The 26,447-nt window shown below is 62.0% G+C and carries 31 protein-coding genes; 14 read left to right on the top strand and 17 right to left on the bottom strand.

Annotated elements, in window-relative coordinates:
- Positions 1-68: 68 nt before the first annotated feature.
- The 5 genes from GL286_RS07010 to GL286_RS06990 all read right to left on the bottom strand — a co-directional run bounded on the left by GL286_RS07010 (position 69) and on the right by GL286_RS06990 (position 6,017).
- Positions 69-599 carry a holin family protein gene (locus GL286_RS07010; protein ID WP_170295079.1) on the bottom strand — a complete coding sequence of 177 codons (531 nt, stop codon included), beginning with the start codon at positions 597-599 and terminating at the stop codon, positions 69-71.
- Positions 590-1,201: a holin-associated N-acetylmuramidase gene (locus tag GL286_RS07005; protein WP_155094824.1), complete on the bottom strand. Its 612-nt coding sequence runs from the start codon at positions 1,199-1,201 to the stop codon at positions 590-592. The genes GL286_RS07010 and GL286_RS07005 overlap by 10 nt, the downstream gene beginning before the upstream one ends.
- A 78-nt stretch (positions 1,202-1,279) precedes the next feature.
- Positions 1,280-1,723, bottom strand: a complete 444-nt coding sequence (ccmE, locus tag GL286_RS07000; RefSeq protein ID WP_155094823.1) for a cytochrome c maturation protein CcmE — start codon at positions 1,721-1,723, stop codon at positions 1,280-1,282.
- Between the two features lie 18 nt (positions 1,724-1,741).
- Positions 1,742-2,554, bottom strand: coding sequence for a glutamate racemase (locus GL286_RS06995; protein WP_155094822.1), 813 nt, complete (start codon positions 2,552-2,554; stop codon positions 1,742-1,744).
- Between the two features lie 64 nt (positions 2,555-2,618).
- Positions 2,619-6,017: an indolepyruvate ferredoxin oxidoreductase family protein gene (locus GL286_RS06990; protein WP_155094821.1), complete on the bottom strand. Its 3,399-nt coding sequence runs from the start codon at positions 6,015-6,017 to the stop codon at positions 2,619-2,621.
- Between the two features lie 158 nt (positions 6,018-6,175).
- On the opposite strand from GL286_RS06990, the gene GL286_RS06985 reads away from it, so the two are divergent.
- The 3 genes from GL286_RS06985 to GL286_RS06975 all read left to right on the top strand — a co-directional run bounded on the left by GL286_RS06985 (position 6,176) and on the right by GL286_RS06975 (position 10,503).
- A complete protein-coding gene (locus tag GL286_RS06985; RefSeq protein ID WP_155094929.1) occupies positions 6,176-7,078 on the top strand; it encodes a LysR family transcriptional regulator in 903 nt (300 codons plus the stop codon).
- A gap of 362 nt (positions 7,079-7,440) precedes the next feature.
- On the top strand, positions 7,441-9,612 hold the full coding sequence (gene purL, locus GL286_RS06980; protein ID WP_155094820.1) for a phosphoribosylformylglycinamidine synthase subunit PurL: 2,172 nt from the start codon (positions 7,441-7,443) through the stop codon (positions 9,610-9,612).
- 81 nt (positions 9,613-9,693) lie between these two features.
- Positions 9,694-10,503 (top strand): GNAT family N-acetyltransferase, encoded by an 810-nt coding sequence (locus GL286_RS06975; RefSeq protein ID WP_155094819.1) that lies wholly within the window; start codon positions 9,694-9,696, stop codon positions 10,501-10,503.
- Here GL286_RS06975 and GL286_RS06970 read toward each other — a convergent pair.
- From GL286_RS06970 to alr, 6 genes are all read right to left on the bottom strand, one after another.
- Positions 10,500-11,438, bottom strand: a complete 939-nt coding sequence (locus GL286_RS06970; protein WP_155094818.1) for a CBS domain-containing protein — start codon at positions 11,436-11,438, stop codon at positions 10,500-10,502. The genes GL286_RS06975 and GL286_RS06970 overlap by 4 nt on opposite strands.
- Positions 11,435-11,965, bottom strand: coding sequence for an rRNA maturation RNase YbeY (gene ybeY / locus GL286_RS06965; protein ID WP_155094817.1), 531 nt, complete (start codon positions 11,963-11,965; stop codon positions 11,435-11,437). The genes GL286_RS06970 and ybeY overlap by 4 nt, the downstream gene beginning before the upstream one ends.
- Positions 11,958-13,061, bottom strand: coding sequence for a PhoH family protein (locus GL286_RS06960; protein ID WP_155094816.1), 1,104 nt, complete (start codon positions 13,059-13,061; stop codon positions 11,958-11,960). The genes ybeY and GL286_RS06960 overlap by 8 nt, the downstream gene beginning before the upstream one ends.
- A gap of 118 nt (positions 13,062-13,179) precedes the next feature.
- Positions 13,180-13,917 (bottom strand): ABC transporter ATP-binding protein, encoded by a 738-nt coding sequence (locus GL286_RS06955; RefSeq protein ID WP_155094815.1) that lies wholly within the window; start codon positions 13,915-13,917, stop codon positions 13,180-13,182.
- Positions 13,917-14,675, bottom strand: a complete 759-nt coding sequence (locus GL286_RS06950; RefSeq protein WP_170295078.1) for an MlaE family lipid ABC transporter permease subunit — start codon at positions 14,673-14,675, stop codon at positions 13,917-13,919. Before GL286_RS06950 ends, GL286_RS06955 begins: the two co-directional genes overlap by 1 nt.
- Positions 14,672-15,691 carry an alanine racemase gene (alr, locus tag GL286_RS06945; protein ID WP_155094814.1) on the bottom strand — a complete coding sequence of 340 codons (1,020 nt, stop codon included), beginning with the start codon at positions 15,689-15,691 and terminating at the stop codon, positions 14,672-14,674. The genes GL286_RS06950 and alr overlap by 4 nt, the downstream gene beginning before the upstream one ends.
- Positions 15,692-15,962: 271 nt before the next feature.
- Here alr and GL286_RS06940 point away from each other — a divergent pair, with 271 nt between their 5' ends.
- The 6 genes from GL286_RS06940 (at position 15,963) to GL286_RS06920 (ending at position 18,907) form a co-directional block, all read left to right on the top strand.
- Positions 15,963-16,616 (top strand): DUF6497 family protein, encoded by a 654-nt coding sequence (locus tag GL286_RS06940; RefSeq protein WP_155094813.1) that lies wholly within the window; start codon positions 15,963-15,965, stop codon positions 16,614-16,616.
- 181 nt (positions 16,617-16,797) lie between these two features.
- Entirely contained in the window at positions 16,798-16,932 is a 135-nt protein-coding gene (locus GL286_RS22775) for a hypothetical protein (protein WP_281352087.1), read from the top strand.
- Between the two features lie 93 nt (positions 16,933-17,025).
- On the top strand, positions 17,026-17,439 hold the full coding sequence (locus GL286_RS06935) for a hypothetical protein (RefSeq protein WP_155094812.1): 414 nt from the start codon (positions 17,026-17,028) through the stop codon (positions 17,437-17,439).
- 130 nt (positions 17,440-17,569) lie between these two features.
- On the top strand, positions 17,570-17,815 hold the full coding sequence (locus GL286_RS06930) for a hypothetical protein (RefSeq protein WP_155094811.1): 246 nt from the start codon (positions 17,570-17,572) through the stop codon (positions 17,813-17,815).
- Between the two features lie 66 nt (positions 17,816-17,881).
- Positions 17,882-18,094, top strand: a complete 213-nt coding sequence (locus GL286_RS06925) for a hypothetical protein (protein ID WP_155094810.1) — start codon at positions 17,882-17,884, stop codon at positions 18,092-18,094.
- Between the two features lie 162 nt (positions 18,095-18,256).
- Positions 18,257-18,907, top strand: coding sequence for a hypothetical protein (locus tag GL286_RS06920; RefSeq protein ID WP_155094809.1), 651 nt, complete (start codon positions 18,257-18,259; stop codon positions 18,905-18,907).
- Between the two features lie 2 nt (positions 18,908-18,909).
- On the opposite strand, the gene GL286_RS06915 is transcribed toward GL286_RS06920, so the two are convergent.
- Positions 18,910-19,095: a hypothetical protein gene (locus tag GL286_RS06915; RefSeq protein ID WP_155094808.1), complete on the bottom strand. Its 186-nt coding sequence runs from the start codon at positions 19,093-19,095 to the stop codon at positions 18,910-18,912.
- 109 nt (positions 19,096-19,204) lie between these two features.
- Positions 19,205-19,720: a DUF4174 domain-containing protein gene (locus GL286_RS06910; RefSeq protein ID WP_343038847.1), complete on the bottom strand. Its 516-nt coding sequence runs from the start codon at positions 19,718-19,720 to the stop codon at positions 19,205-19,207.
- A 162-nt stretch (positions 19,721-19,882) separates the two neighbouring features.
- On the opposite strand from GL286_RS06910, the gene GL286_RS06905 reads away from it, so the two are divergent.
- The 4 genes from GL286_RS06905 to GL286_RS06890 all read left to right on the top strand — a co-directional run bounded on the left by GL286_RS06905 (position 19,883) and on the right by GL286_RS06890 (position 23,155).
- Positions 19,883-20,371 carry a GNAT family N-acetyltransferase gene (locus tag GL286_RS06905; protein WP_155094926.1) on the top strand — a complete coding sequence of 163 codons (489 nt, stop codon included), beginning with the start codon at positions 19,883-19,885 and terminating at the stop codon, positions 20,369-20,371.
- Positions 20,372-20,428: 57 nt separating this feature from the next.
- Entirely contained in the window at positions 20,429-21,253 is an 825-nt protein-coding gene (locus GL286_RS06900) for a glycosyl transferase (RefSeq protein ID WP_155094807.1), read from the top strand.
- Positions 21,241-21,774 carry a hypothetical protein gene (locus GL286_RS06895; RefSeq protein ID WP_170295077.1) on the top strand — a complete coding sequence of 178 codons (534 nt, stop codon included), beginning with the start codon at positions 21,241-21,243 and terminating at the stop codon, positions 21,772-21,774. The genes GL286_RS06900 and GL286_RS06895 overlap by 13 nt, the downstream gene beginning before the upstream one ends.
- 64 nt (positions 21,775-21,838) lie before the next feature.
- A complete protein-coding gene (locus GL286_RS06890) occupies positions 21,839-23,155 on the top strand; it encodes a homoserine dehydrogenase (RefSeq protein ID WP_155094806.1) in 1,317 nt (438 codons plus the stop codon).
- Between the two features lie 32 nt (positions 23,156-23,187).
- Here GL286_RS06890 and GL286_RS06885 read toward each other — a convergent pair whose 3' ends face one another.
- Both GL286_RS06885 and GL286_RS06880 read right to left on the bottom strand, forming a co-directional pair.
- The gene (locus GL286_RS06885) at positions 23,188-23,838 is read right to left on the bottom strand and encodes a GntR family transcriptional regulator (protein WP_155094805.1); all 651 of its coding nucleotides are present in this window, start codon (positions 23,836-23,838) and stop codon (positions 23,188-23,190) included.
- 39 nt (positions 23,839-23,877) lie between these two features.
- The gene (locus GL286_RS06880; RefSeq protein WP_155094804.1) at positions 23,878-24,573 is read right to left on the bottom strand and encodes a M48 family metallopeptidase; all 696 of its coding nucleotides are present in this window, start codon (positions 24,571-24,573) and stop codon (positions 23,878-23,880) included.
- Positions 24,574-24,712: 139 nt separating this feature from the next.
- Between GL286_RS06880 and GL286_RS06875 the strand changes: the two genes are divergently transcribed.
- Positions 24,713-25,036 carry an FYDLN acid domain-containing protein gene (locus GL286_RS06875; RefSeq protein WP_155094803.1) on the top strand — a complete coding sequence of 108 codons (324 nt, stop codon included), beginning with the start codon at positions 24,713-24,715 and terminating at the stop codon, positions 25,034-25,036.
- 144 nt (positions 25,037-25,180) lie between these two features.
- Here the strand turns inward: GL286_RS06875 and GL286_RS06870 are convergent, their stop codons facing one another.
- Both GL286_RS06870 and fdxA read right to left on the bottom strand, forming a co-directional pair.
- A complete protein-coding gene (locus tag GL286_RS06870) occupies positions 25,181-25,690 on the bottom strand; it encodes a CarD family transcriptional regulator (protein WP_155094802.1) in 510 nt (169 codons plus the stop codon).
- A 380-nt stretch (positions 25,691-26,070) separates the two neighbouring features.
- Positions 26,071-26,409 (bottom strand): ferredoxin FdxA, encoded by a 339-nt coding sequence (gene fdxA / locus GL286_RS06865; RefSeq protein ID WP_155094801.1) that lies wholly within the window; start codon positions 26,407-26,409, stop codon positions 26,071-26,073.
- Positions 26,410-26,447 lie beyond the last annotated feature (38 nt).

Below are 26,447 nucleotides of genomic sequence, written 5' to 3'. Positions count from 1 at the left end.
GCGCGAAGGATAACGGCGGCAGGGCATTCAGGCCAGCCCTCGCCGCCGCCTATCTGGTCGCAATCACGTCATTCCGTTGCGCGTGACGCGGCCCAGTCCCGCAGTGCGGCATTATCGGGGAAGTCATTCGTGACCACGACAGCCGCGACGGGGGATGGCATAGCCGCCTGAGGCGCTTCACGCGGCGGGATCGGGATCCGCGGGCGCGCACGAAAATAATGCGCCTCGCGTGCGCCAAAATAGAAACTGATGATGGCACCCAGCAGCCACCACAGCGGTTCGGGCACCAGATTTAGGTTCTCCATCCGCAGGCCGAAACCGACGGGCTCGATCATGGCATAGGCGAACAGCCCTATGGTCCCCAAGGTCAGAAGCGGCCTTGGCATCCGGTTCAATGCATTCATCAAGCCATCGAACCAGCCATGCGGAGCCGTTGCGAATTCTCCGGCCAATTCGGTCATGGCGCGGGCATAGGCTTCTTCGTTCAATTCCATGCGGCGCGTCGAGTTTTCGCGGAAAACTTCGGCCATGCCGGTCGCCGCATTAGCAACCGTGGTGACGGCGCTGCCTGCGCCCAGAAACCGGTCCATCATCCCCATGCGGCGACCCTTGATTGATGTTCTGCCATTGTCAGATGATAGCGGGCCGAGACGAACTCTTCCGCCCGCGTGATCCAACCGCCCTTGCCCCCCGAACTGCTACGGGCAAACTTTCGGCTGGCGGGTCGCGCATCGGCCAGCGCGTAATAATAATTGCGCCGCGCTATGCCATAGGCATCGGCCAGAAAGGCACGGGCCGCTATCTCGGCCAAACGCGCGGCTTCGATGGTTTTGGGTCCGACAACCCCGTCGTCGGTCGTTGTGAATCCCATCTGACTTAGCAGGCGTTGCAGGATCTTCACGGCCGTTGCACCAGCATTGACCTGCATATCAAAGACCGAGGCCTGCAAAGCGGCAGGAAGTTCGCCCAGTCTTGGCTTGAGGAAATAGTGGTCAACGAAGATGCGAACAGCATCGGCCTTGTTGATGGCCTTCAGATCCGCAAGGTCGATTTTGCTATCGCCGGTCCGGTCAAGACCCAAGCGGCGCAACGTCGCCAGAGTGACGCCGAAATTGGTCGGGCCACCCGGATCGTCGGGGTCGTTGACGTAGCCCCCCTCACGCGCGACGATCTCGGCAGCGATCTGCTCGACGGTCTTCATGTTCAGCCCCCTTTGGAAGAACTGTCCAGAAGGCTGTTCTTAGGCAATTAATCCTTGGTTAAGCTGCCGCGCGTTGCGTCAGGAATTCGGATCCTCGTACACGCCCTGCTCCTTGAGCGAGTCGATGACTTCTCGGGGCATGTAGTTTTCATCGTGCTTGGCAAGGATTTCGCTGGCGACAAAGGTCGCGCCTTCCATCTTTCCGGTACCGATCATGCCCTGACCTTCGGCGAACAGGTCAGGCAGGACGCCGGTAAACCGTACCGGAACAGAGGCGCCGCCGTCGGTCACGTTGAAGCTGACCGTCTCGCCATTGCCGCGCTGCAATGTGCCATCCTCGACCAGACCACCGAGCCTGAAAACTTCGCCCACAGCGGGCGGATTCTCGGCCATCTGACTGGGTGAGCGATACAGGTTGATCCCATCGCGGAACCCGTAACCGATCAGCCCCACAGCAAGGATCAACGCCACTGCCGTGGCGATGAGAACCTGAATGCGGCGCTTTTTCTTGAGAGATTTCATCGCATAAAACCTGATATCTCAGGCTGCTTCGAACTTGATGGGATAGCGCAGGAACTGTGTCGCTTTGCCCGAGACCCGAACCGGATCGCCAGTCGTCAGAAAGCGCGACACCGTGCCCGAACCAACAAGTTCGGGGTGCCGCTTCAAGTAATCCTCAAGGCTTTCCGCAACGAGATTCGGCTGGGAATAGACCTTCACATTCTCGCCCAAGGCATTCTGGAATGCAGCCTGAACCAAAGGATAATGAGTGCAGCCAAGGATCGCGGCCTCGGGCCGCGGCATACGGCGCATCAGGGCTTCGACATGGCTGGTCACCAGCGCCTCGGCAAGGATTTCATCGCCCATCTCGATCGCATCGACGACGCCGCCGCAGGGTTGGGCTTCCACATCGACACCAATGGCCCGAAACGCCAGTTCGCGCTGGAAGGCGCGGCTGGCCACGGTCGCGGGCGTTGCGAACAACGCGACATGCTTCACCTCGACCTCGCGCGGAGGAGAATTGTCGCCCCAGCGACGCTCGGTCAGCGCCTCGATCATCGGAACGAACACGCCCAACACGCGCTTGTTCGGCGGCAACCAGCTTTCCTGCATGCGCTTCAGCGCCGCTGCGGACGCCGTGTTGCAGGCCAGAATCACCAGATCGCAACCCTCGGCCCAAAGGCGTTCGACACCCGCGCAGGTCAGGTTGAAAATGTCGTCGGCATCGCGGACGCCGTAGGGGGTATGCTTGTTGTCACCCAGATAGACCAAGGGCAGATCAGGCAAACGGGCGGCGATGGCGTCCAGCACCGTCAGACCACCAAGACCCGAATCGAATACACCTACCGCCATGACTAGCCTCCTGCTCGCGACGGGTCTTTTTAGGACGCGCCGCGAGGGATTGCCATGATTTATGTCATTCGGCGGCCTGCGCCATAGGCGTCCCGCCCTGCCGGATGGCATCCAGCAACTCAAGGCGTCGCTGGGCGGCGATACCTGCGGCGGCATGCTTGACAGCACCGTAGCCGCGCACCGACAGCGGCAATTCGGCCAGTTCGCGCGCCAACGCCAATGTTGCGGGCGTCACCGCTGGCAGTACTTCACGCATATCGGCTTCGTATTCGGCGATGGCCGCACGCTCGGCCCGTCGCTCGGCCGTATAGCCGAACGGATCAAGCACAGTTCCGCGCAAGGACTTCATCCGCGCCAGCAACCGGAAGAAAGGCAACACCCATTGTCCGAACTCGCGTTTGCGCGGACGCCCATCCGGATCAAGCCCCGGCATGAACGGAGGGGCCAGATGGAAGCTCAACTTGGCCTCGTCCTCGAACTCCTCGGCGACTTGGGCGGCACTGGACAGGTGCAGGCGCGCGACCTCGTATTCATCCTTATAGGCCAGAAGTTTGCAATAGCCCTGCGCGACGCTGTCCCTCAGCGATGATGGCGCCAGTGCGACCAGTTCAAGAAAACGCCCTTTCAACGCCTCTCCCTGATAATCGACAAGGTGCGCCGCGCGGTAGGCAACCGGATCGATCGCAGCATCCGCCTTCCCGGGTTCGGCCATGAACGTGGCGGCATCTACCGGAGCCAGCATCGCCCAACGACCGATCTGGAAGGCACGCTGGTTCTCGGCCACTTTCGCGCCGTTTAGCTCGATCGCTTTCAGGATCGCCTGTTCGCTCAGTGGGATCAGTCCCTGCTGCCATGCCGCGCCAGTAACCAGCATGTTCGAATAGATCGAATCCCCCAGCAACCGCAGCGCTAGGGTCGAAGCGTCGAAAAACTCGACTTTCTCGCCCAGCCGGGCCTGCAACGACACCCGCAGCCGATCTGCCGGAATCTGGAAATCGCGGTTGCGGGTGAACTCGCCGGTGATGATCTCGTGATCGTTCACCACCGCGCCAGAGCGCCCCTTTGTCATCAGACCGATGGTTTTCGCGCCTGCCGTCACCACCAGATCGCCGCCGATCACACAATCCGCCTCGCCCACGGCGACACGGATCGCGCTGATATCTTCGGGGCGGTTCGCAAGCCGCAAATGGATGTGGACCGCGCCGCCCTTCTGCGCAAGGCCCGCCATCTCCATCATGCCCGCGCCCTTGCCGTCGATATGCGCAGCCTGAGCCAGCACCGCACCGATGGTCACAACGCCAGTACCGCCGACTCCGGTGATGACCACATTATGTGTGCCGTGGATCGCGGGAAGTTCGGGCTGCGGCAAATGCGGCAAGTCCAGTGCAGCGGCCTTCGGACGCCGCAGCTTCGCCCCGCGTACCGAGACGAAGCTGGGACAGAACCCCTTCACGCAGGAGTAATCCTTGTTGCAGCTGGATTGGTCGATAGCACGTTTGCGGCCAAGCACGGTTTCCTTCGGCACGATCGAGACGCAGTTCGATTGCACCCCGCAATCGCCACAACCCTCGCAGACTTCGGGATTGATCCAGACGCGCCGGTCGGGATCAGGGAACTTGCCGCGCTTGCGGCGGCGGCGTTTCTCGGCGGCGCAGGTCTGGATATAGACGATGGCGCTGACACCGCCGACATGCTCCAGTTCCTTCTGCACAGACATCATCGAGGCGCGTTCCTCGAACCGCAGGCCCGAGGGGAACTGGTTGCGGTCGATTTCCTCTTTCTCGTCATAGACCGCGATCACCGGAGAAACGCCCATCGCCTGCAATTCGCGCACGATCTGCGGAGCGGTCAGCCCACCCTCGTTCGGCTGGCCTCCGGTCATCGCGACGGCGTCGTTGAACAGGATCTTGTAGGTGATGTTGGCATTCGCCGCCTTGGCCGCGCGGATCGCGAGCGAGCCTGAATGGTTATAGGTTCCGTCGCCAAGGTTCTGGAAAATATGCTTCCTTTTGCTGAACGGCCCTTCACCGATCCAGTTCGCCCCTTCGCCACCCATATGTGTGAACCCCGAGGTGTCGCGGTCCATCCATTGCACCATGTAATGGCAGCCGATACCGGCATAAGCACGCGCACCCTCGGGCAAACGGGTCGAGGTGTTATGCGGACAGCCCGAACAGAACCACGGCGTCCGCGTCGCGATTTCGGGCGCGTTGTCGTTGCGGCGCACTTCCGTCAGTCGCTGCAACCCCGCTTTGATCGCTTCGGTCCCGCGACCTTCCTCGATCAGGATGTTGCCCAATTTTTGCGCAATCATCACAGGGTCGAGCGCGTAGCGGGTCGGGAACAATTCTTCGTGAGTCCGGTCGTGCTTCCAACCCAGAACACGACGCCCGTGGCGATTGTCGAAGATCGCTTCCTTGACCTGAATCTCGATCAGTTTGCGTTTTTCCTCGACGACGACGATGACCTCCAGACCCTCGGACCATTCCTGAAAGCTTTTCATGTCCATGGGCCATGTCTGGCCCACCTTGTAGGTCGAGATGCCAAGCCGGTCGGCCTCGGCCTCATCAATACCCAGCAGCGACAGGGCATGGACCAGATCCAGCCAGTTCTTGCCGGCTGCGACAAAGCCGATCCTCGCACCGGGTTTGTTCCAGACCGGATGGTCGATGCGGTTCGCGCGGGCAAAGGCCTCGGCAGCAAAACGCTTGTAGTCGATCATCCGCGCCTCTTGCGCGACGGGAGTATCGCCAAGGCGGATATTGAGCCCGCCCTGAGGCAGCGCAAAGTCGGGCAAGACGAATTTCAGCCGGAAGGAATCCCCATCGACGACGCTGGTGGCCTCGATCGTATCCTTCATGGTCTTGAGGCCGGTCCACACTCCGGCAAAGCGCGAAAGGGCAAAACCATAAAGCCCGAAATCAAGGATTTCCTGAACGCCTGCCGGAGAAAGCACCGGAATATAGGCGTCAACCATGGCCCAATCGGACTGGTGCAACACGGTCGAGCTTTCGCCGGTATGGTCGTCGCCCATCGCCATGATGACGCCACCATGTGACGATGATCCAGCCATATTGGCATGGCGCATCACGTCGCCCGTACGGTCGACACCCGGCCCCTTGCCGTACCACAGCGCGAAGACACCGTCATGCTTGCCCTCGCCGCGTAACTCGGCCTGTTGGCTACCCCAGATCGCGGTAGCCGCCAGATCCTCGTTTAGGCCGGGCTGGAAAAGAACCTGCGCTGCGGTCAGCTCCTTTTTCGACTTCATCATCTGCAGATCGACACCCCCCAATGGCGATCCGCGATATCCCGTCACAAGCCCTGCCGTATTCAGGCCAGCCGCCTTGTCCCGGGCCGATTGCATCAGCATCAACCGGACCAATGCCTGAGTCCCGTTCAGCAACACGTGTCGCTTGGTCAGGTCGAACCGGTCCGATAAAGAAAATTCCTGCATGTTCATCTTGCCCTCCCAAGCGCGATGACTGGTCTTCATGCATTATAGGTCAGCAAAACTGACCGATAAAGAAAATTTCTGCATGGGGTCGCATATTGTCCCATTGCACCTATGTGGTAAGCGTTGCGAAAATTGCATGGCTGATGCCACAAGAAAGCTGGATCATGGACTGGGACAAGTTGAGAATTTTTCACGCCGTTGCCGATGCGGGGTCGCTGACCCATGCTGGTGACGTCCTGCATCTTTCCCAATCCGCAGTGAGCCGACAGATCCGCGCGCTCGAGGATTCACTGGGAACGACGCTGTTTCACCGACACGCGCGCGGCTTGATCCTGACCGAGCAGGGCGAATTGCTGTTCGATGCCACGTCGTCGATGGTGCGCAAGCTCGACACAACCGCCGCGCGAATCAGGGATAGCGAAGAAGAAGTCTTCGGCGAATTGAAGGTCACGACCACCACGGGCTTCGGCACGATGTGGCTGGTCCCGCGACTGGCAAAGCTTTACGAACGCTACCCTGATCTGAAAATCGACCTGATGCTGGAAGAGCGCGTTCTGGACCTTCCCATGCGCGAGGCGGACGTCGCCATCCGAATGAAGGAGCCTGCGCAGCAGGATCTGATCCGCCGCCGCTTGCTGAACATCCGGATGCGGCTTTACGCGTCACCCGAATATCTCGAACGGATGGGCACGCCGCACACGATCGAGGATCTTCGCCAGCATCGTCTGATCTGCCAAAGCCCGCAAACGCCTCAGGTCAGTTCGGGTGCCGTGCTGGTGCAGACGCTGCTGACCCACAACATGACCTCCATGCTGATGGTGAATAACTATTTCGGCGTGCTTCAGGGCGTCATCAATCATGTCGGCATCGGCGTATTGCCGGACTACCTGACGGCGGACTTCCCGCAACTGACCCGCGTCCTGCCCGAAATCGAGTCGGGTGAAGTGCCCGTGTTCCTCGCCTTCCCCGAGGAACTGCGCACCTCGCGGCGGGTCAGCGCCTTCCGCGATTTCGTGCTGGAGGAAATCCAGTCGATCCGCAAACTGCAAAACGAGACGGACAGCTAGGCTGTCCTCTCGACCCGTTTCCACATCCTTAAAATCTGTCGGCCGATACAGCCATGCCGCACATGCATATCGGACATTCCTTTTGTTTTTGTTTTCATCCTTGAACGGTTCGCAAACTGCACATATCTGAGGCGTCGAAGGAGATGGTTTGAGGAAACTCTCATCACCTTCAACCTCCCTGTTGGACTTAGGCCGGGCTTTATGCCCGGCTTTTTTTTGCCCGACAGCCATCGAATTGCCGCAACCATGCAGGGATTGCGCCACTCTTTCCGGCATGGCTGACGCACAAGCTGCGTGCGGCCTCTTTCCTAATGCCCCGCCCCCGCATAAAAGGCGCCAAACTCCGGGAAAAGGGCGCCAGCATGAACGAACCGCAGATCACCGAGGACCTGATTGCTTCCCACGGTCTGAAGCCTGACGAGTATCAGCGTATCCTTGAGATCATCGGCCGCGAGCCGACCTTCACCGAGTTGGGCATTTTCTCGGCGATGTGGAACGAGCATTGCTCGTATAAATCCTCGAAGAAATGGCTGCGCACCCTGCCCACGACCGGCCCGCAGGTCATTTGCGGCCCCGGTGAAAACGCAGGCGTGGTCGATATCGGCGACGGTCAAGCCGTGGTCTTCAAGATGGAAAGCCACAACCACCCCAGCTACATTGAGCCTCACCAAGGTGCCGCGACCGGCGTTGGCGGCATCCTGCGCGATGTCTTCACCATGGGCGCACGCCCGATCGCGGCGATGGACGCTTTGTCCTTTGGCCGTCCCCAGCACCCCAAGACCGCGCATCTGGTCAAGGGCGTGGTCGAGGGCATCGGCGCTTACGGTAACGCTTTCGGCGTGCCGAACGTGGGCGGCGAAGTGCGCTTCCACCAATCCTATGACGGCAACTGCCTTGTGAACGCTTTTGCGGCAGGTCTGGCCGATGCCGACAAGATCTTCTACTCGGCCGCTTCGGGCGTCGGCATGCCGGTCGTCTATCTGGGTGCCAAGACCGGCCGCGACGGCGTCGGCGGCGCGACCATGGCTTCGGCGGAATTCGACGACACAATCGAGGAAAAACGCCCCACCGTCCAAGTCGGCGACCCCTTCACCGAGAAATGCCTGCTGGAAGCCTGCCTTGAGCTGATGCAGACCGATAGCGTGATTTCCATTCAGGACATGGGCGCGGCGGGTCTGACCTGCTCGGCCGTGGAAATGGGCGACAAGGGCGGCCTTGGCATCCGGCTGAACCTTGAAAATGTGCCGCAGCGCGAAGCCAACATGACGGCCTACGAAATGATGCTCTCGGAAAGCCAAGAGCGGATGCTCATGGTGCTGAAGCCCGAGAAAGAGGCAGAAGCCCGCGCCATCTTCGTGAAATGGGACCTCGACTTCGCCATTGTCGGCGAGACCATTGCCGAAGACCGTTTCCTGATCCTGCATCACAATGAGGTCAAAGCCGACCTGCCGCTGTCGAAACTGTCCTCCAGCGCGCCGGAATATGACCGTCCGTGGGTGGAAACGCCCGCTGCCGAGCCCCTGCCCGCCTTGCCCGCGATCACCCCCATCGCGGCGCTGAAAGCCCTGATTGGCTCGCCCAACCATGCACATAAGGGCTGGGTCTGGGAACAGTACGACACCCAAGTCGGCGCCGACACCGTCCGCCGTCCCGGTCTGGGCGCTGGCGTCGTCCGCGTTCATGGCACGCAAAAAGCGCTGGCCTTCACCAGCGACGTGACCCCGCGCTACGTCAAGGCGAACCCCTTCGAGGGTGGCAAGCAGGCCGTGGCCGAGGCTTACCGCAACCTGACCGCCTGTGGGGCGCTGCCGCTGGCCACGACCGACAACCTGAACTTCGGCAATCCCGAAAAGCCCGAGATCATGGGCCAGCTGGTCGGCGCGATCAAAGGCATCGGCGAGGCCTGCGCCGCGCTCGATTTCCCGATCGTCTCGGGCAACGTCTCGCTTTACAACGAGACCGACGGCAAAGGCATCCTGCCCACGCCCACCATCGGCGGTGTTGGCCTGATCGCGCATCTGGACGATCTGATCGCGGGCCTGCCCGCCGCAGGTGATGTCGCGGTGGTCATCGGTGAGACCAAGGGCCATCTCGGCCAGTCGGCTCTGGCCGCAGAAGCCTTTGGCATCGAGGCCGGCGACGCGCCGAATGTCGATCTGGCCGCCGAGCGCAAGATCGGCGAGTTCCTGCGTGCCAATGGCAAGCTGCTCTCGGCCTCGACCGACCTGTCGGATGGCGGTCTTGCACTGGCCGGTTTCGAAATGGCCGAAGCCGCTGGTCTGGGCCTTGCGCTGGACGCCTCGGACATCGCCCAACTCTTCGGTGAGGATCAGGCCCGCTACCTCGTCGCCGCGACCGAGGCCAATGCCGCAACCCTGCTGGCAGCGGCCAACGCCGCAGGCGTTCCGGCAGCCGTGGTTGGCCGCTTCGGTGGCGAGACGATCAGCCTTGGTGGTGATGCCGCCGCGCTGTCCGAACTTTCGGCAATGTATCGCGGCAGCTTCGTCGAGAAACTGAACCTCGAAGTCGCCTGAAGTGCCAAAGGCCGGGCCAAGCGCCCGGCCTTTTCTTTATCGCCGCCCCTGCTATTTTCGTCCCAACTGAAAGGGAACGACATGAGCGGCTGCGCCTGCGGAAATCACCATCATCACCATGACCCCATCCCCGGCGGGACCGAGATCCCCCTGACCCAACCGCTGATCGCGTTGTCGGGCCATCTGACCTGCGCCGACATGTCCCAGATGATGCTGGCACTGGACCTGCTGCCCGATCATGTCGCCCTGAGCCGCGCCGAGCCGGCCAATCTGCGTTTCGATCTGTCCCAGACCGAAGACCCACTGGTCTGGCGTCTGGATGAGCTTTTCGCCGATGCAGATGCCTTTGCCGCGCATCAGGCCCGCACCAAGGACAGCGTCTGGGGCAAGCGCAGCACCTCGATCAAACGCGACTTTGTCCGAACCGAGGCCCTGCCCCGCATCCGTGCCGAGCACCCGCAGGAGCACGCCTCGATCTCGGCGCTGCTACGCGCGGCCTTCGGCGGCGAGGATGAGGTGCGTCTAGTCGAGGCCCTGCGCCAGCAGGACGATCTGCCCTTGTCGTTGGTCGCGGATGCCGCCGGAACGATCGTCGGCCATGTCGCCCTGTCGCCCTTGCAGGCCGAGGCTCCGGCCTTTGCCCTCGCCCCCGTCGCGGTCCACCCTGCCGCGCAGGGTCGAGGCATCGGCGATGCCTTGGTCCGCGCCGCATTGAAGGCTGTCGAAGGCCACACTGTCGTGGTTCTGGGTGATCCGGCCTATTATAGCCGCTTCGGCTTTGCGCCTGCGGACTTGGCCTCGCCCTATGCCGGTCCGCATCTGATGTCATTGGGTCCGGCACTGCCCGCAGGCAGCGCCATCACCCATGCCAAGGCTTTCGCAGGTCTTTAACCAGCGTCGGAAACCTGATCCGAACCCGCCGGTTGCGCCGCTTTGGCCTGGCGCAACCGCACCCGCTTCACGCGACGAGGATCGGCGTCGATAATCTCGAACTCGACTCCGGTTTCATGCGGAATGACCTCGCCGCGCACAGGAACCCGTCCCGTCAACATAAAGATCAACCCGCCCAACGTGTCGATTTCTTCCTCGTCCGAGGACAGCCGCAGACCAGTCTCGGCCTCGACATCCTCTAGCGGAGCGCGCGCCTGCACCAGCCACTGGCCCGGCTTTTCGGCGACCAGAAGGCCGCCCTCGATTTCGTCATGCTCGTCTTCGATTTCACCGATGATCTGCTCGATCAGGTCTTCGATCGTCACAAGCCCGTCGACGCCGCCATATTCATCAATGACCAACGCCATATGGATCCGCTTCTGCTGCATCTGTTGCAGCAACACGCCAATCGGCATCGACGGGGGAACGTAAAGTAGCGGCCTCAGCGAAGGGCGCAGCGCAAAACGGGTCGGAGTCGCCGCACCGAAGCCGTATTTGAGTGCCAGATCCTTGAGGTGGATCAGGCCAAGCGGGCTGTCCAACGTCCCTTTGAAAACAGGAACACGCGAAAAGCCGTGCTCACGAAAGATCTCGACCAGTTCGGGCAGGGTCGTATTGACCGGAACGGCAACGATTTCGGCTTTCGGAATAGCGACGTCATCGACGCGCATCCGTCGCAGGTTGACCATGCCAAGCGCCGATTTACTGGGGCTGCTGCTCAAGGCAGCCTTCTCGGCAGATTCTTCGGCCTCGCTCTCGCCCCCGCCAAAAGCGCCAAGGATACGCCCCAGAAAACCACGCGATTGTGGAAGATCCCGCCCATCCCCGCCGACTCCATCGGGCCACGAGGCCGGGTCGGCAGCAATGGGGGTGTCGGGACTTCGGTCGTTTGTCATGTTTCCAGTTCCAGATAGGGATCGGGGATGCCCAGCTTGCCAAGTATCGACCGCTCGGCATCCTCCATGGTTTCGGCATCCTGATCGTCGATATGATCGTATCCGGCAAGATGCAGCATAGCGTGAACAAGCAGATGTGTCGCGTGATCCGCAAACGGCTTGCCTTGCGCTTCGGCCTCGCGCCAGCAGGTATCGAAGGAAATTGCGATGTCACCCAATTCGTCGATATCGGGCAACAAAGGCCGCGCGCCCGGAGCCCGCTCGTCGAACTCGATAGCAGGCCAACTCAGGACATTGGTCGGGCGGGGCTTGTCGCGGAATTCCGCATTCAGCCCCGCGATGCGCTCATCGTCGCAGCCCATGACCACGACCTGAAAATTCTCGAGGCCCAGCCATTCGCCAACGGCAAGGGCAGCGCGTTCGGACATGCCGTATAGGTCCGCGTCCGCCCAGCGTTCGTCTTCGATCACCAGATCGACGATTCCGCCGGCCTCGCCCTCGTCCTCGTCCCCGAAGGGGTCATGCATCGCTCTGGCCCCCGGCGGTGGCAATGAAACGCGGCTCACGGCGCGGGATGCGTTGCCCGCGATCATCCACGACCTCGCCCCGTGCAAGGGCCAATTCTGCCTCGGTATCGTAGGCTTCGATGATGCGGGCGACCAGCGGATGGCGTACGACATCCTTGGCAGTGAAGTAGCTGAAGCTGATACCTTTGATATCCTTGAGGATCTTTTCGGCATCAACCAGACCGGAATGCACGCCGCGCGGCAGGTCGATCTGGGTGCGGTCGCCGGTGATCACCATGCGCGAGCCCTCGCCCAGACGGGTCAGGAACATCTTCATCTGCATGGTGGTGGCGTTCTGCGCCTCATCCAGCACGACAAAGGCGTTGGACAGGGTGCGTCCACGCATGAAGGCCAGAGGCGCGATTTCGATGCGCTTTTCCTCCATCAGCTTCTGCATCTGCTTGCTGGGCAGGAAGTCGTTCAGCGCGTCGTAAAGCGGCTGCATATAGGGGTCGACTTTTTCCTTCATGTCGCCGGGCAGAAAGCCCAAACGCTCGCCCGCCTCGACGGCGGGACGCGACAGGATGATCTTGTCGACCAGCCCGCCGATCAGCATCGTCACGCCGACGGCGACGGCCAGATATGTCTTGCCCGTACCCGCCGGACCGATGCCGAATGCCAGTTCGTTGGCGAACAGGTTGCGAACATAATCCTTTTGCGCCTCGGTGCGAGGTTCGACCGTCTTTTTGCGGGTGCGCAGCTCGACGTGGCCGGTCTGGAACATCTCCAGCTGCTCGGCGGGCGTCATCGGCTCGGCGGCCTGTTCGACCCCCATGCGCAGCGCCGTCTCGATTTCGGGAAGCTCGACATGGCGGCCCTGCTCCAGACGGGCATAGAGCCCGCGCAGAACCTGCGCTGCCTCGGCTTGGGCATCGGCTGGGCCGACGACGGACAGAAGGTTGCCGCGGCGCAGGATGTGAACCTTGAGCGCTTCCTCGATCCGCGCCAGATGGCGGTCATGAGGGCCGCAAAGGTCGATCAGCAGCCTGTTGTCGTGGAACTCCAGCAGGGTTTCGCCAGCAGTGGATGTCGCGGGGGCAGTCGGGGAAAGACCCAAATTCGTCTCCGGTCAGGTCAAGAAGTACAGGTTCATGGTCGCAACTGCGCGGGATTCGCACAAGACCCGCAGGATGCGTGACGCGCAATTGCGCAGAGCATGTCACATATATAAGCAATCACGCCTCGGGATGCGAGTGGTTCGGCCTGGCATGGCCGGCGATGAAGTCCTGCAGATATTCATCTTGCGCGTGATCCATCTGCGACACATCGCCTTGCCAGCGCACGCGGCCACGATCCAGCAAGGCGACGCGGTCTCCGATACTGCGGACCGAGGTCATGTCATGCGTGATGGTGATCGCGCTTGCGCCGGTCTCATCGACGATGCTGCGGATCAGGGCATTGATCGCTGCAGCGCGGATCGGATCAAGGCCGGTGGTCGGCTCATCGAAGAAGATGACCTTCGGATCCGCGGCAATCGCCCGCGCCAGACCTGCACGCTTGCGCATCCCGCCCGATAGCTCCGCCGGAAAAAGATCGGCCACCTCGGGGCCAAGCCCGACGCGCGCCAGTTTCTCCAAGGCAATGGCGCGGGCCTGCGCCTTGCCCGTCTTGCGCAGCAAGCGGAACGCGACATTGCGCCAGATGGGTAGGCTGTCAAACAGCGCCGCGTTCTGGAACAGCATCCCGAACCCATCCATGAATGCCGCGCGCTGTTCCGATAGCGGCCGACCGTTCCACAGGATTTCGCCGCGATCAGGTGTCTCGAGGCCAAGGATGCAGCGCAGCAGCACCGATTTGCCCGTTCCCGAGCCGCCGATCACGACAAGGCTTTCGCCCTTGGTCAGGGACAGATCCAACCCGTCTAGCACCTGCTTGGCGCCGAAGCTTTTGGAAAGGCCGCGCACCTCGATCATCAGAAGAACAGCCCCGTCAGCAGGAAGTTCGCCGCCAGAATCCCGACCGAGGCCGCCACGACCGCGTTGGTCGTCGCCCGACCGACCCCCGCTGCACCGTTACCGGCGGTCATGCCGAACCAGCAACCCGACATCGCCACGACGAATCCGAAGAATGCGCCCTTGATGATCCCCGACACGACATCCCATTGCTCAAGATAGGCCCAGCTGTTCGACAGATAGGTCGAGGAGTTGAAGCCAAGTGCGTTCACCCCGATCAGCCAGCCCCCCATGATGCCGATGATGTCGCCCACTCCGACCAGAAGCGGCAGGCACAGGATCGCGGCCCAAAGCCTTGGCGCAACCAGCCAGCCCATCGGATCGGTCGATAGCGTTTCGAGCGCGTCGATCTGTTCGGTCACGCGCATGGTGCCAAGCTCGGCGGCAATGGCGCTGGCGACGCGCGCGGCCACCATCAGTCCGCCTAGCACCGGACCCAGTTCGCGGGCCATGCCGATGGCGACAATCGCCGGAACCACGTCCGAGGCCTGAAACCGTTCGCCGCCGGAATGGATCTGTAGCGCCAATGCGGCTCCGGTGAACAGGGCCGTCAGTCCGACCACAGGCAAGGACAGCCAGCCGATATGCAGCATCTGACGCGCAAGTTCCGAGGGATGGGCCGTGACACGGCTCAGCCCGCGCGCCGCAAAGATCGCGACGCGCCCTGTCATACGAGCCAGCCCGATACCGACCCGACCCGTAAGGCGAACTGGGTTCACCGATAGATCCGCGTGTAGCGTCGTCCCAGCGAGGTCAGGATCTCGTAGCCGATCGTGCCCGACAGCTCGGCCAGCGCATCGACGCCCTGATGGTCGTTCAGGATCTCAAGCTCTTTCGGCACATCCGGCAGATCGGTCACGTCAACCGTGATCAGATCCATCGAAATGCGACCGATGACAGGGCAAGGACGATCCTTGGCCCAAAGCTTCAACTTGCCCTGACGCGCCAACGCGCGGGCAAGACCGTCAGCATAACCCGCAGCGACAGTCGCAACCTTCGAGGGACGCTCGGCGGTCCAGTTATAGCCGTAGCCAACCGATTCACCGGGCTTCACGTCCCGCGTCTGGATCACCGGCAGCCCCAGCGTGACCACAGGCTTCGATTCCGCAAATGGCTGCCCGCCATAAAGACCGACCCCCGGACGCACGATATCGAAATGGAAATCCGGCCCAAGCAGGATTCCCCCCGTCGCCGCCAGCGAGCACGGAACAGTGACTCCCATGGTCATGGCGCGGAACGAGGCCAGTTGCTCTGCATTGGCGCGGTGATCCGGTTCGTCGGCACAGGCCAGATGGGACGAGATCAGGCGCGGACCGGCAGCCAGTGCCTCGGTCCGGATTGCGGCCCATTCGCCCGGCTCAAGACCCAGACGGTTCATGCCGCTGTCCAGCTGGATGCCGAACGGCCCGCGCGGGCGCAAGGCGCGGTCGCGGAAGAACTGCTCGGGGCTGTTCAGAAGCGGTGTCAGTCCGGTCAGATCCTCGCCTTCCAGATGGCCGGACAGCACGAAGATCTGCGCGTCATCGGCCAGATGGGGACGAATCGCACGCCCTTCGGATGCCAGAGCCACGAAGAAATCCCGTGCCCCCGCTTCGTATAGCGCCGGCGCGACGCGCTCGGCTCCAAGGCCATAGGCATCTGCCTTGACCACTGCCCCTGCCCGCGCCTTGGGCGCGAGATCGGCAAGGGCTTTCCAGTTGGCCTGAATGGCCGAAAGATCAATGATAAGTCCCATGTGCAACGCCATGCCCCTTGCCCCTTGCGCCGTCAAGGTCTTTGCGCCCATTGGCGTAAAAGCCTCAGCGCGGCTGTGTTTTGCGTGGCTTCCGCTTTTCCCTTTCCGCATCAGGGCGCAGGTTTTAACCTGACAGGAACCAAGAAGAACGGGCAGCAGGGACAGACCATCCGGCGCAAATAGGGCCGGATCAGGACCAATCCATCTGTCCAATCACCGGAAAAAGAACAATAATATTCCGACCTGACGACCGGCGATACCGAGGAGTGAAATGAAGGCACGTTCGACCACGCTTTGCGCAGCTTTCACGGCACTGACCTTGCCGGCAAATGCGGCGCAAACCGACAATGTCATCAAGCTTCCTTCAGGCGCCGAGGCGCGGTGGATGGAAACCTTGCATGACGACTCGGGCGGGTCCGGCCTGACCTATCGTTTCCGCTTCCTGATGAGCGATCTGGCCGATCGCGTTCCCTCGACAACCGGCCCGGCCAGCGAACCCGATGTCGACGCCGCGCGTGCGCCGGTAGAAATCGACACCGAATCCGAAGAAGTCTCGGGTGACGGCGACAGTCAGGACGGCCAATATATCGATGACGGCATGGTCGATCCGCTCACGCTGGACCTGAGTCCGGTCGAGGCCGACGACGCCGCCGAAGTCGAGGCCGACAACATGCTGGATGAACCCGCCCTGCCCGCGGCTCCCGACGTGCTGGCGCAAGATCCGCTTCATGACGATGTCGTGTGGCTATGCCAGAATTGGGTCCTGCCCCGCCTTGCCGGAACCGGACCCCGGCCAAGGGCGATCATGATCAGCATCGCCGACAAGGACATCCCGTTTGGTGCCTATGACCCCGACGTTCTCCAGCTATTCGAGGCATTCCGCTTGCCGCCGGATCGCGACGAATGTCAGTGGGAACCGTTCTGATGCGTGGCCCGCACGCTGATGTAACCCTGCCACAGCGCCCCGCGGGCCCGAACATGCCTGTCCGCCCCTTCTGTGCCTTTCCGCCAGATGCCGTTAAGGTCGTGCCGCGGCCGCAACAAACGGCCGAATCTCAAACGAGCAGTCGGGGCCAACGCGCCTCGCAATACAGGAGCACGACAGCATGTCGAAAAAACTTGCACTCGCTCTGGTTCTTATCGGTCTTGCCGCCGCTTGCGCCAAGAAAGAACCCGAAGTCATCACCCCTGCGCCGGTCACCACCGAGCCGGTTTACCAGGGCAAATACGGCGCCAACTAAGCGCCTGGCCAAGCGCGGGCTGCTTGGCGGCCCGCGACATTCGCGTCCGTCCCGTCGCCTGCCCGAATTTTTACAGCAGAAACGGGGTATCTCATGCTAAAGCACCGAGGCTTTCCCGGCCGACTTCCCTCGACCGACTTCCAGTTCACCATCCGTCGCGCCAACAAGAAGGGCGCAACGCCCTTGGTCCGCCGCGAGCGCTTCCGCGATCGCCGTGCGCCCGACCGAAAAGCCGACGAAGGCTTCATGGCGGCGCTGATACAGGTCTTTGGCGATGCCGAATTCGTGCGCGGCAATCTGGACGCCGGTCGCTTGTCCTGGCTCATCGGCCGCGAGGTGGTTCCGGTCGGAAAGCTGAACCCGACCGACTATGACCAACTGCTGCGCATCGACATGAAAAAGGCCGAAGCCAGCTTCCCGGCGCTGTTCGCATCAACGCCTGTCGCCTTCGAATGGGACGATATCGACTGGGGCGACGACGACGATTGGGACGAGGACGAGGACTGATGAGCGGATTGCCGCGTAGCGCTGATTCATCACATTGTTGTCTGTTTTTTCCGACAAGCCTACGTGTATTACTGCCCGCACCTTATTCACAAATGGCTCGGAATCGGGCCGAACGTACAGGCAAAGAGCAATGCAAAACTCCGTTATCCTTCGTCTCTCGGGCGCTGCACTTCTTATCGCTGGCCTCGCCGCCTGCGAACCCGGACCCTATGGTGGCTCGACCATGTCGCCCGACGCGCAGCGCGCTGCTGGCGGCGCGCTGGCTGGCGCTGCCGTCGCGAAGGTTCTTGACGAAAACGTTGCGACCGGCGCCCTCATCGGTGCTGCTGGCGGCGCACTTTGCGACGACGCCGGCGTCTGCCAACGCCGCTACTAATACAACCTTTTCGGATAGTCGCGGGGCCATACCGGTCATCGCGGCCCGAAATACGGAGCATATCCAATGTCGAAGAAAATCGCTCTCGTTCTCGGTCTTGGCCTCATGGGTCTGGCCGGCTGCACGCAAGGCATCAACCCGACGGACACCGACCGCGCCCTTATCGGTGCCGGCACCGGGGCGCTTATCGCTGACCTCTCGGGGCACAACGTTCTCGGCGGCGCCGCTGCTGGCGCAGCCGCAGGCGCGCTTTGCAACGACGTCAAGCTTTGCCAGTAACGGGCCGGTAAGCGGCACGCATCCCTTGCTGCCGCTTAACGTTCTTCCCAGCCGCCCCGGTCATGCGCCAGGGCGGCTTTTTCATGCGGGACCGCGATCAGGAACCGCCATGGGGTTTCGCTGCGCCGCACGAATCGGCAGCCGGTCGGGAAGCGTCTGAGCATGTTCGAACGGTTTCTCGATATGCTGAACCCGACCGTCGTGGCCTCGCTGGTTGCGGCCGCTGTGGCTGTTCTGGCGTGGCCGGTCAACGACCTGCTCAATCGCCGCCGTGCACGGGAGCTACGCTTCGAGCGGGTCAATGACGTCCAGCGCGCCTTGCTGGCCGAGATCCGCGCCCATGTCGTCAGCCTCGAGATGCAGCGCATGGAAAGCGACGAGGCCGAGGCACTGATCCGCCAACTCCGCGAGGGGCGCTATCTGCATCTGAGCCCGACCGAGGCGAATGACAGGATCTATGCCGCCATCATCAACGACGTCCATGTCCTGCCCTATTGGGTGATAGATCCGGTGGTGACCTATTACCGGCAGATCGCGGTGATGACTTCGATGGCCCGCGATGTGCAGCACCAGATAGAGACCAACCCCGTTCGCGCCGCAGAAATGTTCAGGGATTATCTGGAATTGACCGACGCGGCCCGCGACTCGGGTCAGGAGGCCATGCGGCGCCTGATCGCGAGTATTGTCGGAGGAGAGGCCGCAGCGCGCGAGTTGATCGAACGCGAGGAAGAGAACGCCCGCCGCCGCATCCTGTCCACGCTACCCGACGAATTGGCCGGACTGCGCGATAGGCTTGATCGGCGAAGTTGGTAGGTTCAGTAAGCGATCTTCGGACCCGAACGACCGGTAATCGGCTTGAGGCCAATGACATTGGTCATCTCGTTGGCGGTGCGGGCGCGGATCAGACGCTCGACAAGCGACTCGCGGGCAGGCTCGGCCTTGGGCCGCTCGGTCGGGACCGCAGCCGTTTCGGTTTTGCGCAGTGAGGTCGATTTCGCCATCGCTTTTCCCCGTTGCCACAGACGCGGAACGCGCCTTGATCCAAAGATAGTGGTCCGTGCGCGGATTCTCAATGAGAATGCGAAAATGCCTTGCGGAAATTCCGGGCCGTCAATGCATCGCCGCACGGCCGATTTCCTGCAACCGCAGCGGAAACTTGTCGATCGCACGCGAAATCTCGCGGGTGGACCACGGCGCGGGCTTGCGCTGCTTCACCTGACCATCCTTGTCGAGAAGTACCAACGAGAACCCCTCGGGCCGCAATTGACGCCGCCATGTCGTAGCTGCCGACGGATCGGCATCCGTGATCACCACGACATCCCGCAGAATCAACGAACGCGGATCACGCTTTAGCGCGGCGATTTGCTCGATATAGGCCGGATCGGCCGGAGTATCGGCAAAGATCACTACGGGGCGCGCCTGCCAGACGAAGTCGGAAGGCTCGGCCTCGGACGCGGAAAGGACGGTCAGCTGCGATTGCGCCCGCCCTTGCCCCTCGCCCACGGTATCGCGCGCGGCAGGAACCTCGCCGCGGACATAGGGCTGGTGGGCGCTGTCGCCACCTTGCGGCTTCGGTCCCATGGCAGCGATCAATGGCACAAGGGCAATCAGGACAAGTCGTTTCACATTCGCCAACTTTCTGTCATTGCCCCAATATAAGGCGCATCGGACCAGAGGAAAGGCCACAGGTCCACGCCGTAGGGTGATCTTACTGTTGCGATCGACCTTGCATCGGTATTTGTGAAACAAACGCAATGAATGAGCCGCCACAAAGGCGACGAGGCCCCCATGATCATCCGACCCGCCACGCAACAGGATCTGCCGGTGATCCTTGCCTTCTGGAATCCACAGATCCGCGAGACAACGATCACTTTCTCGTCCGAGGAAAAGACGCTTGCGGGACTTGAGCAGATGATCGCGACCCGTCGCGCTGCAGGGCGCGAGTTTCTGGTCGCCGAAACAGAAAACGGGGTCTTGGGTCTGGTCACCTATGACCAGTTCCGCGGCGGGAACGGCTATGTCCATGCCATGGAACACACGATCATCCTTGCGGACGGCGCGCGCGGCAAAGGCATCGGCCGCGCCCTGATGGCCGCAATCGAGAACCACGCCCGCGCGGGCGGAGCCCATACCATGGTCGCCGGAGTCTCGGGTGAGAATGACATGGCCATCGCGTTCCATCAGGCCGTCGGTTACGAACCGGTCGGACGGTTGCCGCAATCGGGCCGCAAGTTCGACCGCTGGCTGGATCTGGTCCTGCTACAGAAGATCCTGTGAGGTCCGCTTGCCAGTGACATGGGCCTGTGAAAGACTCGGCGAAAAATCGAGGACGGCATGAACGACGGTCGCAACGGCACGGTCAAGCAGATCATCTGCATCAAATGGGGCACGAAATTCGGTCCCGAATATGTGAACCGCCTGCACGGGATGATCACGCGCAACATCACGCCGCCATTCCGGCTGTTCTGCTTTACCGATGACGGCACCGGCCTGCACCCGGACATCGCCGTGCGGCCGTTGCCCGAGTTCGAATATCAGGCCCCCGTCAACACGCGGGGCAAATGGCCGAAATCACGGCTTTGGGGCGATCTGGGTGACGTGACCGGCGTCGTGCTGTTTCTGGATCTGGACGTGATCGTCACCGGCAGCCTTGACGACTTCTTCACCTTTGGCGATCCCGACGACACCATCGTCGGGCTGAACCCGAACACTCCGCTTGAGAAAATGGGCCAGACCTCGGTCTACCGGATGCGGGTCGGCAAGCTGAAACCGCTGCAGGATATTTTCCGCGCCGATCCCCAGGCCGCTGCCGATAAATTCAAATACGAGCAGCGCTTTGTCACCCGCAACGCTCCGGGCGGGGTGAAATTCTGGCCCAAAGGCTGGCTGGCGCATTTCCGGATGCATTGCGTACCGAACTTCCCGCTGAACTATTTCCGCGAGGCGCATATCCCGCGCGGGACCAGGATCGTCATTTTCCCGGGCAATCTTAACCCGCCGGACGCGATCCTTGGCCGTTGGGATCACAAGGACACGCATCGCGGTGCCAGCGACCACCTCCGGGCGGCATTCGACGGGCGGCGGCGCGAGAGTTTCTTCAAACACATCCGCCACTACCTGCGACCGGTCAGCTGGGTCGAGAAGCTGTGGCGCGAATAGGCGCCCCGCCGGAAACGCATTACACCCTGCCCGCCGATTACGCGGCGATGCTGGGGCAATGCGTGGCGAATTTCGGCTGGCTGGAAGAAATCATCAAACGCACGATCTTTGCCTTGGATAAGGCGCATCTGGCCGATGATCTGACCCATAAGCAGATGCAAAGCTGGATGGCGCGGATGGGCCATCTGGCCGACGATTCCATGGGTACGCTGATCGAACAACTCGACTCGGCCATGCGTCGCCACCCCGGTCTTGGGGACCGCGACGACATCACCGACCGGTTGAACGAGATCAAGCAAAGCCGCAATCTGCTATGCCATGCCTCGTGGCGACCGACCGAACTGCCCGATACTTGGCATCCGGCATTCGTCAGCACCAAGGGGCAGGTCTATGGCGAAGACCTGTCGCTGCAGGATCTGGACGCCATTCGCCAATCCACCGTCCGGATCGGGATGCAGGTTCTGCAGGTCATGCGCGCCACAGGCGTGCAGGGATACTGGGCCGGAGACGACCAGACCTAAGCGGCGCGTTGCAACACCGCCCGCCATCCGCTAACACCGCCTCACCCACAAATATGAGCTTCACATGTCCGCCCAGAACTCGGGGCAAAATGCCTCTCCGCTTCGTCTCGGCATCGCTGGTCTCGGGACGGTCGGTACCGGCACCGTCAAGATCATCCAGAAGCACGCCGAACTGCTTTCGGCACGCGCAGGTCGCCCGGTGACGATTACCGCCGTCAGCGCCCGCGACCGAATGAAAAACCGCGATGTCGATCTGTCCGCTTATGGCTGGGAAGCCGATGCCCGCGACCTTGCCGTGCGCGATGACGTGGACGTATTCGTCGAACTGGTCGGCGGCGACGAAGGCATCGCCCGCGAGGCCGTGACCGCCGCGCTGCAAGCCGGCAAGGACGTCGTCACCGCCAACAAGGCGCTTCTGGCGATCCACGGTCAGGAACTTGCGGAACTGGCCGAAGCCAATGGCTGCGTCCTGCGCTTCGAAGCCGCCGTCGCCGGTGGCATTCCCGTGATCAAAACCATGACCGAGTCGCTGGCCGGAAACGAGATCCGCCGCGTCATGGGCGTGATGAACGGCACCTGCAACTACATCCTGACCCGGATGGAAAACGCGGGCCTGCCCTATGAAACCGTCTTCGAGGAAGCGCGCCAGCTCGGCTATCTTGAAGCCGACCCGACGCTGGACGTGGGCGGGATCGACGCCAGCCACAAGCTGGCCATCCTGTCCTCGATCGCTTTCGGCACCCGTCCGGCCTTCGGCTCGGTCGAAATCGAGGGGATCGAGCGCGTCAGCATCGACGATATCCGCCGCGCCGCCGATATGGGCTATCGCATCAAATTGCTGGGCGTCGCGCAGATGACCGGTCGCGGGTTGGAACAGCGCATGTCGCCCTGCCTCGTGCCCGCCGACAGCCCGTTGGGCCAGCTTCAGGGCGGCACGAACATGGTCGTGATCGAAGGCGACTCGGTCGGCCAGATCGTCCTGCGCGGCGCCGGTGCTGGCGAAGGCCCGACGGCCAGCGCCGTGATGTCCGATATCGTGGAAATCGCGCGCGGCGTGCGTATGCCCGCCTTTGCCCAGCCTGCAACGAAACTCGCGAAACCCATCGCGGCCCGCACCGCGGTTCCGGCGGCCTATTACATCCGCCTTGCGCTGGCCGACAAGCCGGGTGCGCTCGCGAAGGTCGCGGCAGTCCTCGGCGATGCGGGGATCTCGATCGACCGCATGCGCCAATATGGCAAGCACGATCTGGAAGGCATCGCGCCGGTCCTGATCGTCACGCACAAGACCACGCCCGAGGCCATCGACATCGCCATCGAGGCCCTGCCCCGCACCGGTGTCATCACCGGCGAACCGGTCGAGTTGCGGATCGAGGAAGTCTGAAATCGAAACGCCCGCCGATCCGGCGGGCGTTTTCAGTTCTGGGACAAATGGCGCAGCCCGTGGGTCACATCCGCCCTGACCGCGATCCGCAGCCCCGGCTCGTCCCCTGCCCGCAGCGCGGCCAGAATGATGCGGTGATGGCGCGGCGGCTCTTGCCGCTTCACACGGCCGTAAAGCGCTCGCATGGTCGGTCCAAGTTGCAGCCAGACCGTCTCGAGGATCGCCAGCATCGCGGGGGCCTGCGCGCGCAGGTAAAGCGTGCGGTGGAATTCCAGATTGGTACGGATATAGCCCACCGCATCATGCGCCTCGGCGGCCTCGCCGATCGAGGCATTGATCAGCGCCAAGCGGTCGATCAGCGCCTGATGCGCGCGGGGCAAGGCGCGCGTCGCGAGTTCAGGTTCGATCAGGGCACGCAGGGCGGCCAGCTCCTCGATCCGCTCGACCGACAGTTCCGGCGTGGTGATCCGCCCCGAGGAGGACAGCGTCAGCGCCCCTTCGGCCACCAGCCGCCGCACCGCCTCGCGCGCAGGAGTCATCGAGACGCGATGCTCGGCGGCAAGGCCGCGCAGGGTCAGGGGCAAACCGGGCGGCAATTCGCCCAACATGATGCGACCGCGCATGTTGCGGTATAGCCGCTCATGCGCCGATGTTTCCGAGGTCCGGACAGGAGAAATACTCATCCGGCATCTGTGATCACAAATTAATGCGGCGTCAATCCGTCATTCGCGAAATCGCCACGCCAAAATTTCGTGACCATGCTTGCGCAGCCAACTGCGCTGTACCTGATAGCCGGGATACAGCCGCTCGGTCGCCGCCCAGAACGCATCCGAGTGATCCATATGCGCCAGATGCGCGACCTCATGCGCCGCCACATAGTCCAGCACCGTGGGCGGAGCCATCGCCAAGCGCCACGAGAACATCAGCCGTCCGTCATGCGTGCAACTGCCCCAGCGCGAGCGCGTGTCGCGCAGCGCCAAAGCGCGAAAGTGGCGGCCCAGATGGGCGGCGTGCCGGTCGCAGGCCGGAATAAGACGCGCATGGGCCAGATGCTTGAGATAAGCCGCAACCACCGTCCCGACGGGACGCCCCTTCGGAACCAGAAGCCGGTCGCCTTCGATGCGCGCGCTGCGGACAGGGGCCAGCGTGATCAGAAACGGCTGGCCTTCGATCGGGATCAGCGCGTCCGCAGCGGCGATACTGGCAGGGGGCATTTCAGCGCGGATGCGACGCAACCACTCGGCGCGGGATTCGGCGAATGCCCGTCCCTCAAGCAGACTGGCCCGCAAGGGAAGGGTCAGCACCACCTGCCCTTCGGCGCGGGTCACGCGCAAGGTCATCCGTCTCGCCCGCGACGACCGGCGCAGCAGGACCGGAATGTCTCCTCCGACAAGAATTCGCTCGTGCCGCTCTGGCATGGTCTTGTACCCGCTTCTGCCCTACTTTACCTATAGCGCCTTGACCGATGCCCGCCCGCAAGGGAAAAGGCTTTGACAGCCTGCACCACCTGTGGCAGGGGACAGCGGATTTATCTAACTGCGGCGGAAAGAGAATACCATGCCCAAAGAGGAATGGGGCACGAAGCGCCTGTGCCCCCACTGCGCGACCCGCTTCTACGATCTGACCAACGACCCGATGACCTGCCCGGCTTGCGGCAATGTCATCACCCTCGAAAGCCTGACCAACGGTCGTTCGCGTTCGCTGATCTCGGAAAAAACCGCAGCCCGCGGCAATGATCAGACCGATCTGGTCGATGACGACGATCTGGACGATGACGCCGACAATGGCGATCTGGACGATGATCTGCTGGACGATGACGATGACGATGGCGACGTTTCGCTGGACGACATCGCCGACGTTCCGGAATCGGACGACGACTGATCCGAAGCGCCGCAAGGCGCCAAGGACACCGCAGAATAATTCCCCGGCCAGCCTGTCTGACCGGGGTTTTTCATTGCCTTAGGCCCGAGACATGAAAAAGGGCGCCCCGAGGGACGCCCGTTTCACACCGGATGGGGATACCGATCAGGCCGCGCGGGTCACCAGAACCTCGCCAACGCGCTTCTGTGCGCCAGCCTCGTCGATACCGCCGACAGCCGCGACTTCGCGGGTCAGGCGGTCCAGAGCGGCTTCGTACAGTTGACGTTCGGAATAGGACTGCTCACGCTGGTCATCGCTGCGATGCAGGTCGCGCACGACTTCGGCAATCGACATCAGATCGCCCGAGTTGATTTTCTGTTCGTATTCCTGGGCACGACGCGACCACATCGCACGCTTCACGCGGGCCTTGCCTTTCAGGGTCGCCAGCGCCTGCTCGACCAGATCCGGGGTCGACAGGCTACGCATACCGATTTCGGAAGCACGCGCCGTCGGGACGCGCAGGGTCATCTTGTCTTTCTCGAACGAGATCACGAACATCTCGAGGCGCAGGCCAGCAACCTCTTGCTCTTCGATCGAAACGATGCGACCCACGCCATGGGTCGGATACACCACGAAATCATCGGGGCGGAATTCGGTCTTCTTGGCTTTCGACATTGAGCTTCCTTCGCAGCGGCGCCTGTGATCGGCGCAAAAAACCCAGAAGGCGGGATCACCCCGACCTTATGGGTCACCATAAACGTTTGTGCATTCCAGACCGGGGCAGTCGGTCTGGGTAAGGCAGCATCACCAAACAGGCCACAAAAGCAGCCTGTGCGGCGATTATGTCAGAAACATATCACAAAAATCGCCTCAAATCAAAGCGCAGCTCAATTCCGGCGATCACAAGTTTGGGGATAAGTATTCTCTTTGCATATCAAAGAGATGATTTTTATTCCTGACGAACTCTGCTAGGCCACGCTGCCCGAATCATGGGCGGCGTGACGTCAGGTCGGTTATTCGCGGCACGCGTTTCGACAACCGGTGCCTGCGTCGGATCAATCACCCTCGCCGGGCGCTTCCGAGAAGTACTTCTCGAGTTTACCGGTCTGGCCGTCCATTTCGGCATAGCCAGGCATCGGATCTTTCTTACGGGTGATCACCGGCCATTGCTCGGAATATTTCCGGTTGAACTCGACCCATTTGTCCATATCCGGCTCGGTATCGGGGCGGATCGCGTCTGCCGGACATTCCGGTTCGCAAACGCCGCAGTCGATGCATTCGTCGGGATGGATGACCAGCGTGTTCTCACCCTCGTAGAAGCAATCCACGGGGCACACCTCAACGCAGTCGGTGTATTTGCACATGATGCAGTTATCTGTGACGACGTAGGTCATGGCGGCAAGCTATCCTATTTCTTGGCGGCTAATTACGC

It is taken from the genome of Paracoccus aestuariivivens (assembly GCF_009711225.1).
In the GTDB taxonomy this organism is placed as follows: Bacteria; Pseudomonadota; Alphaproteobacteria; order Rhodobacterales; family Rhodobacteraceae; genus Paracoccus; species Paracoccus aestuariivivens.
The sequence above is the reverse complement of the archived record's forward strand: the minus strand, read 5'-3'. Positions and strand labels throughout refer to the sequence as shown.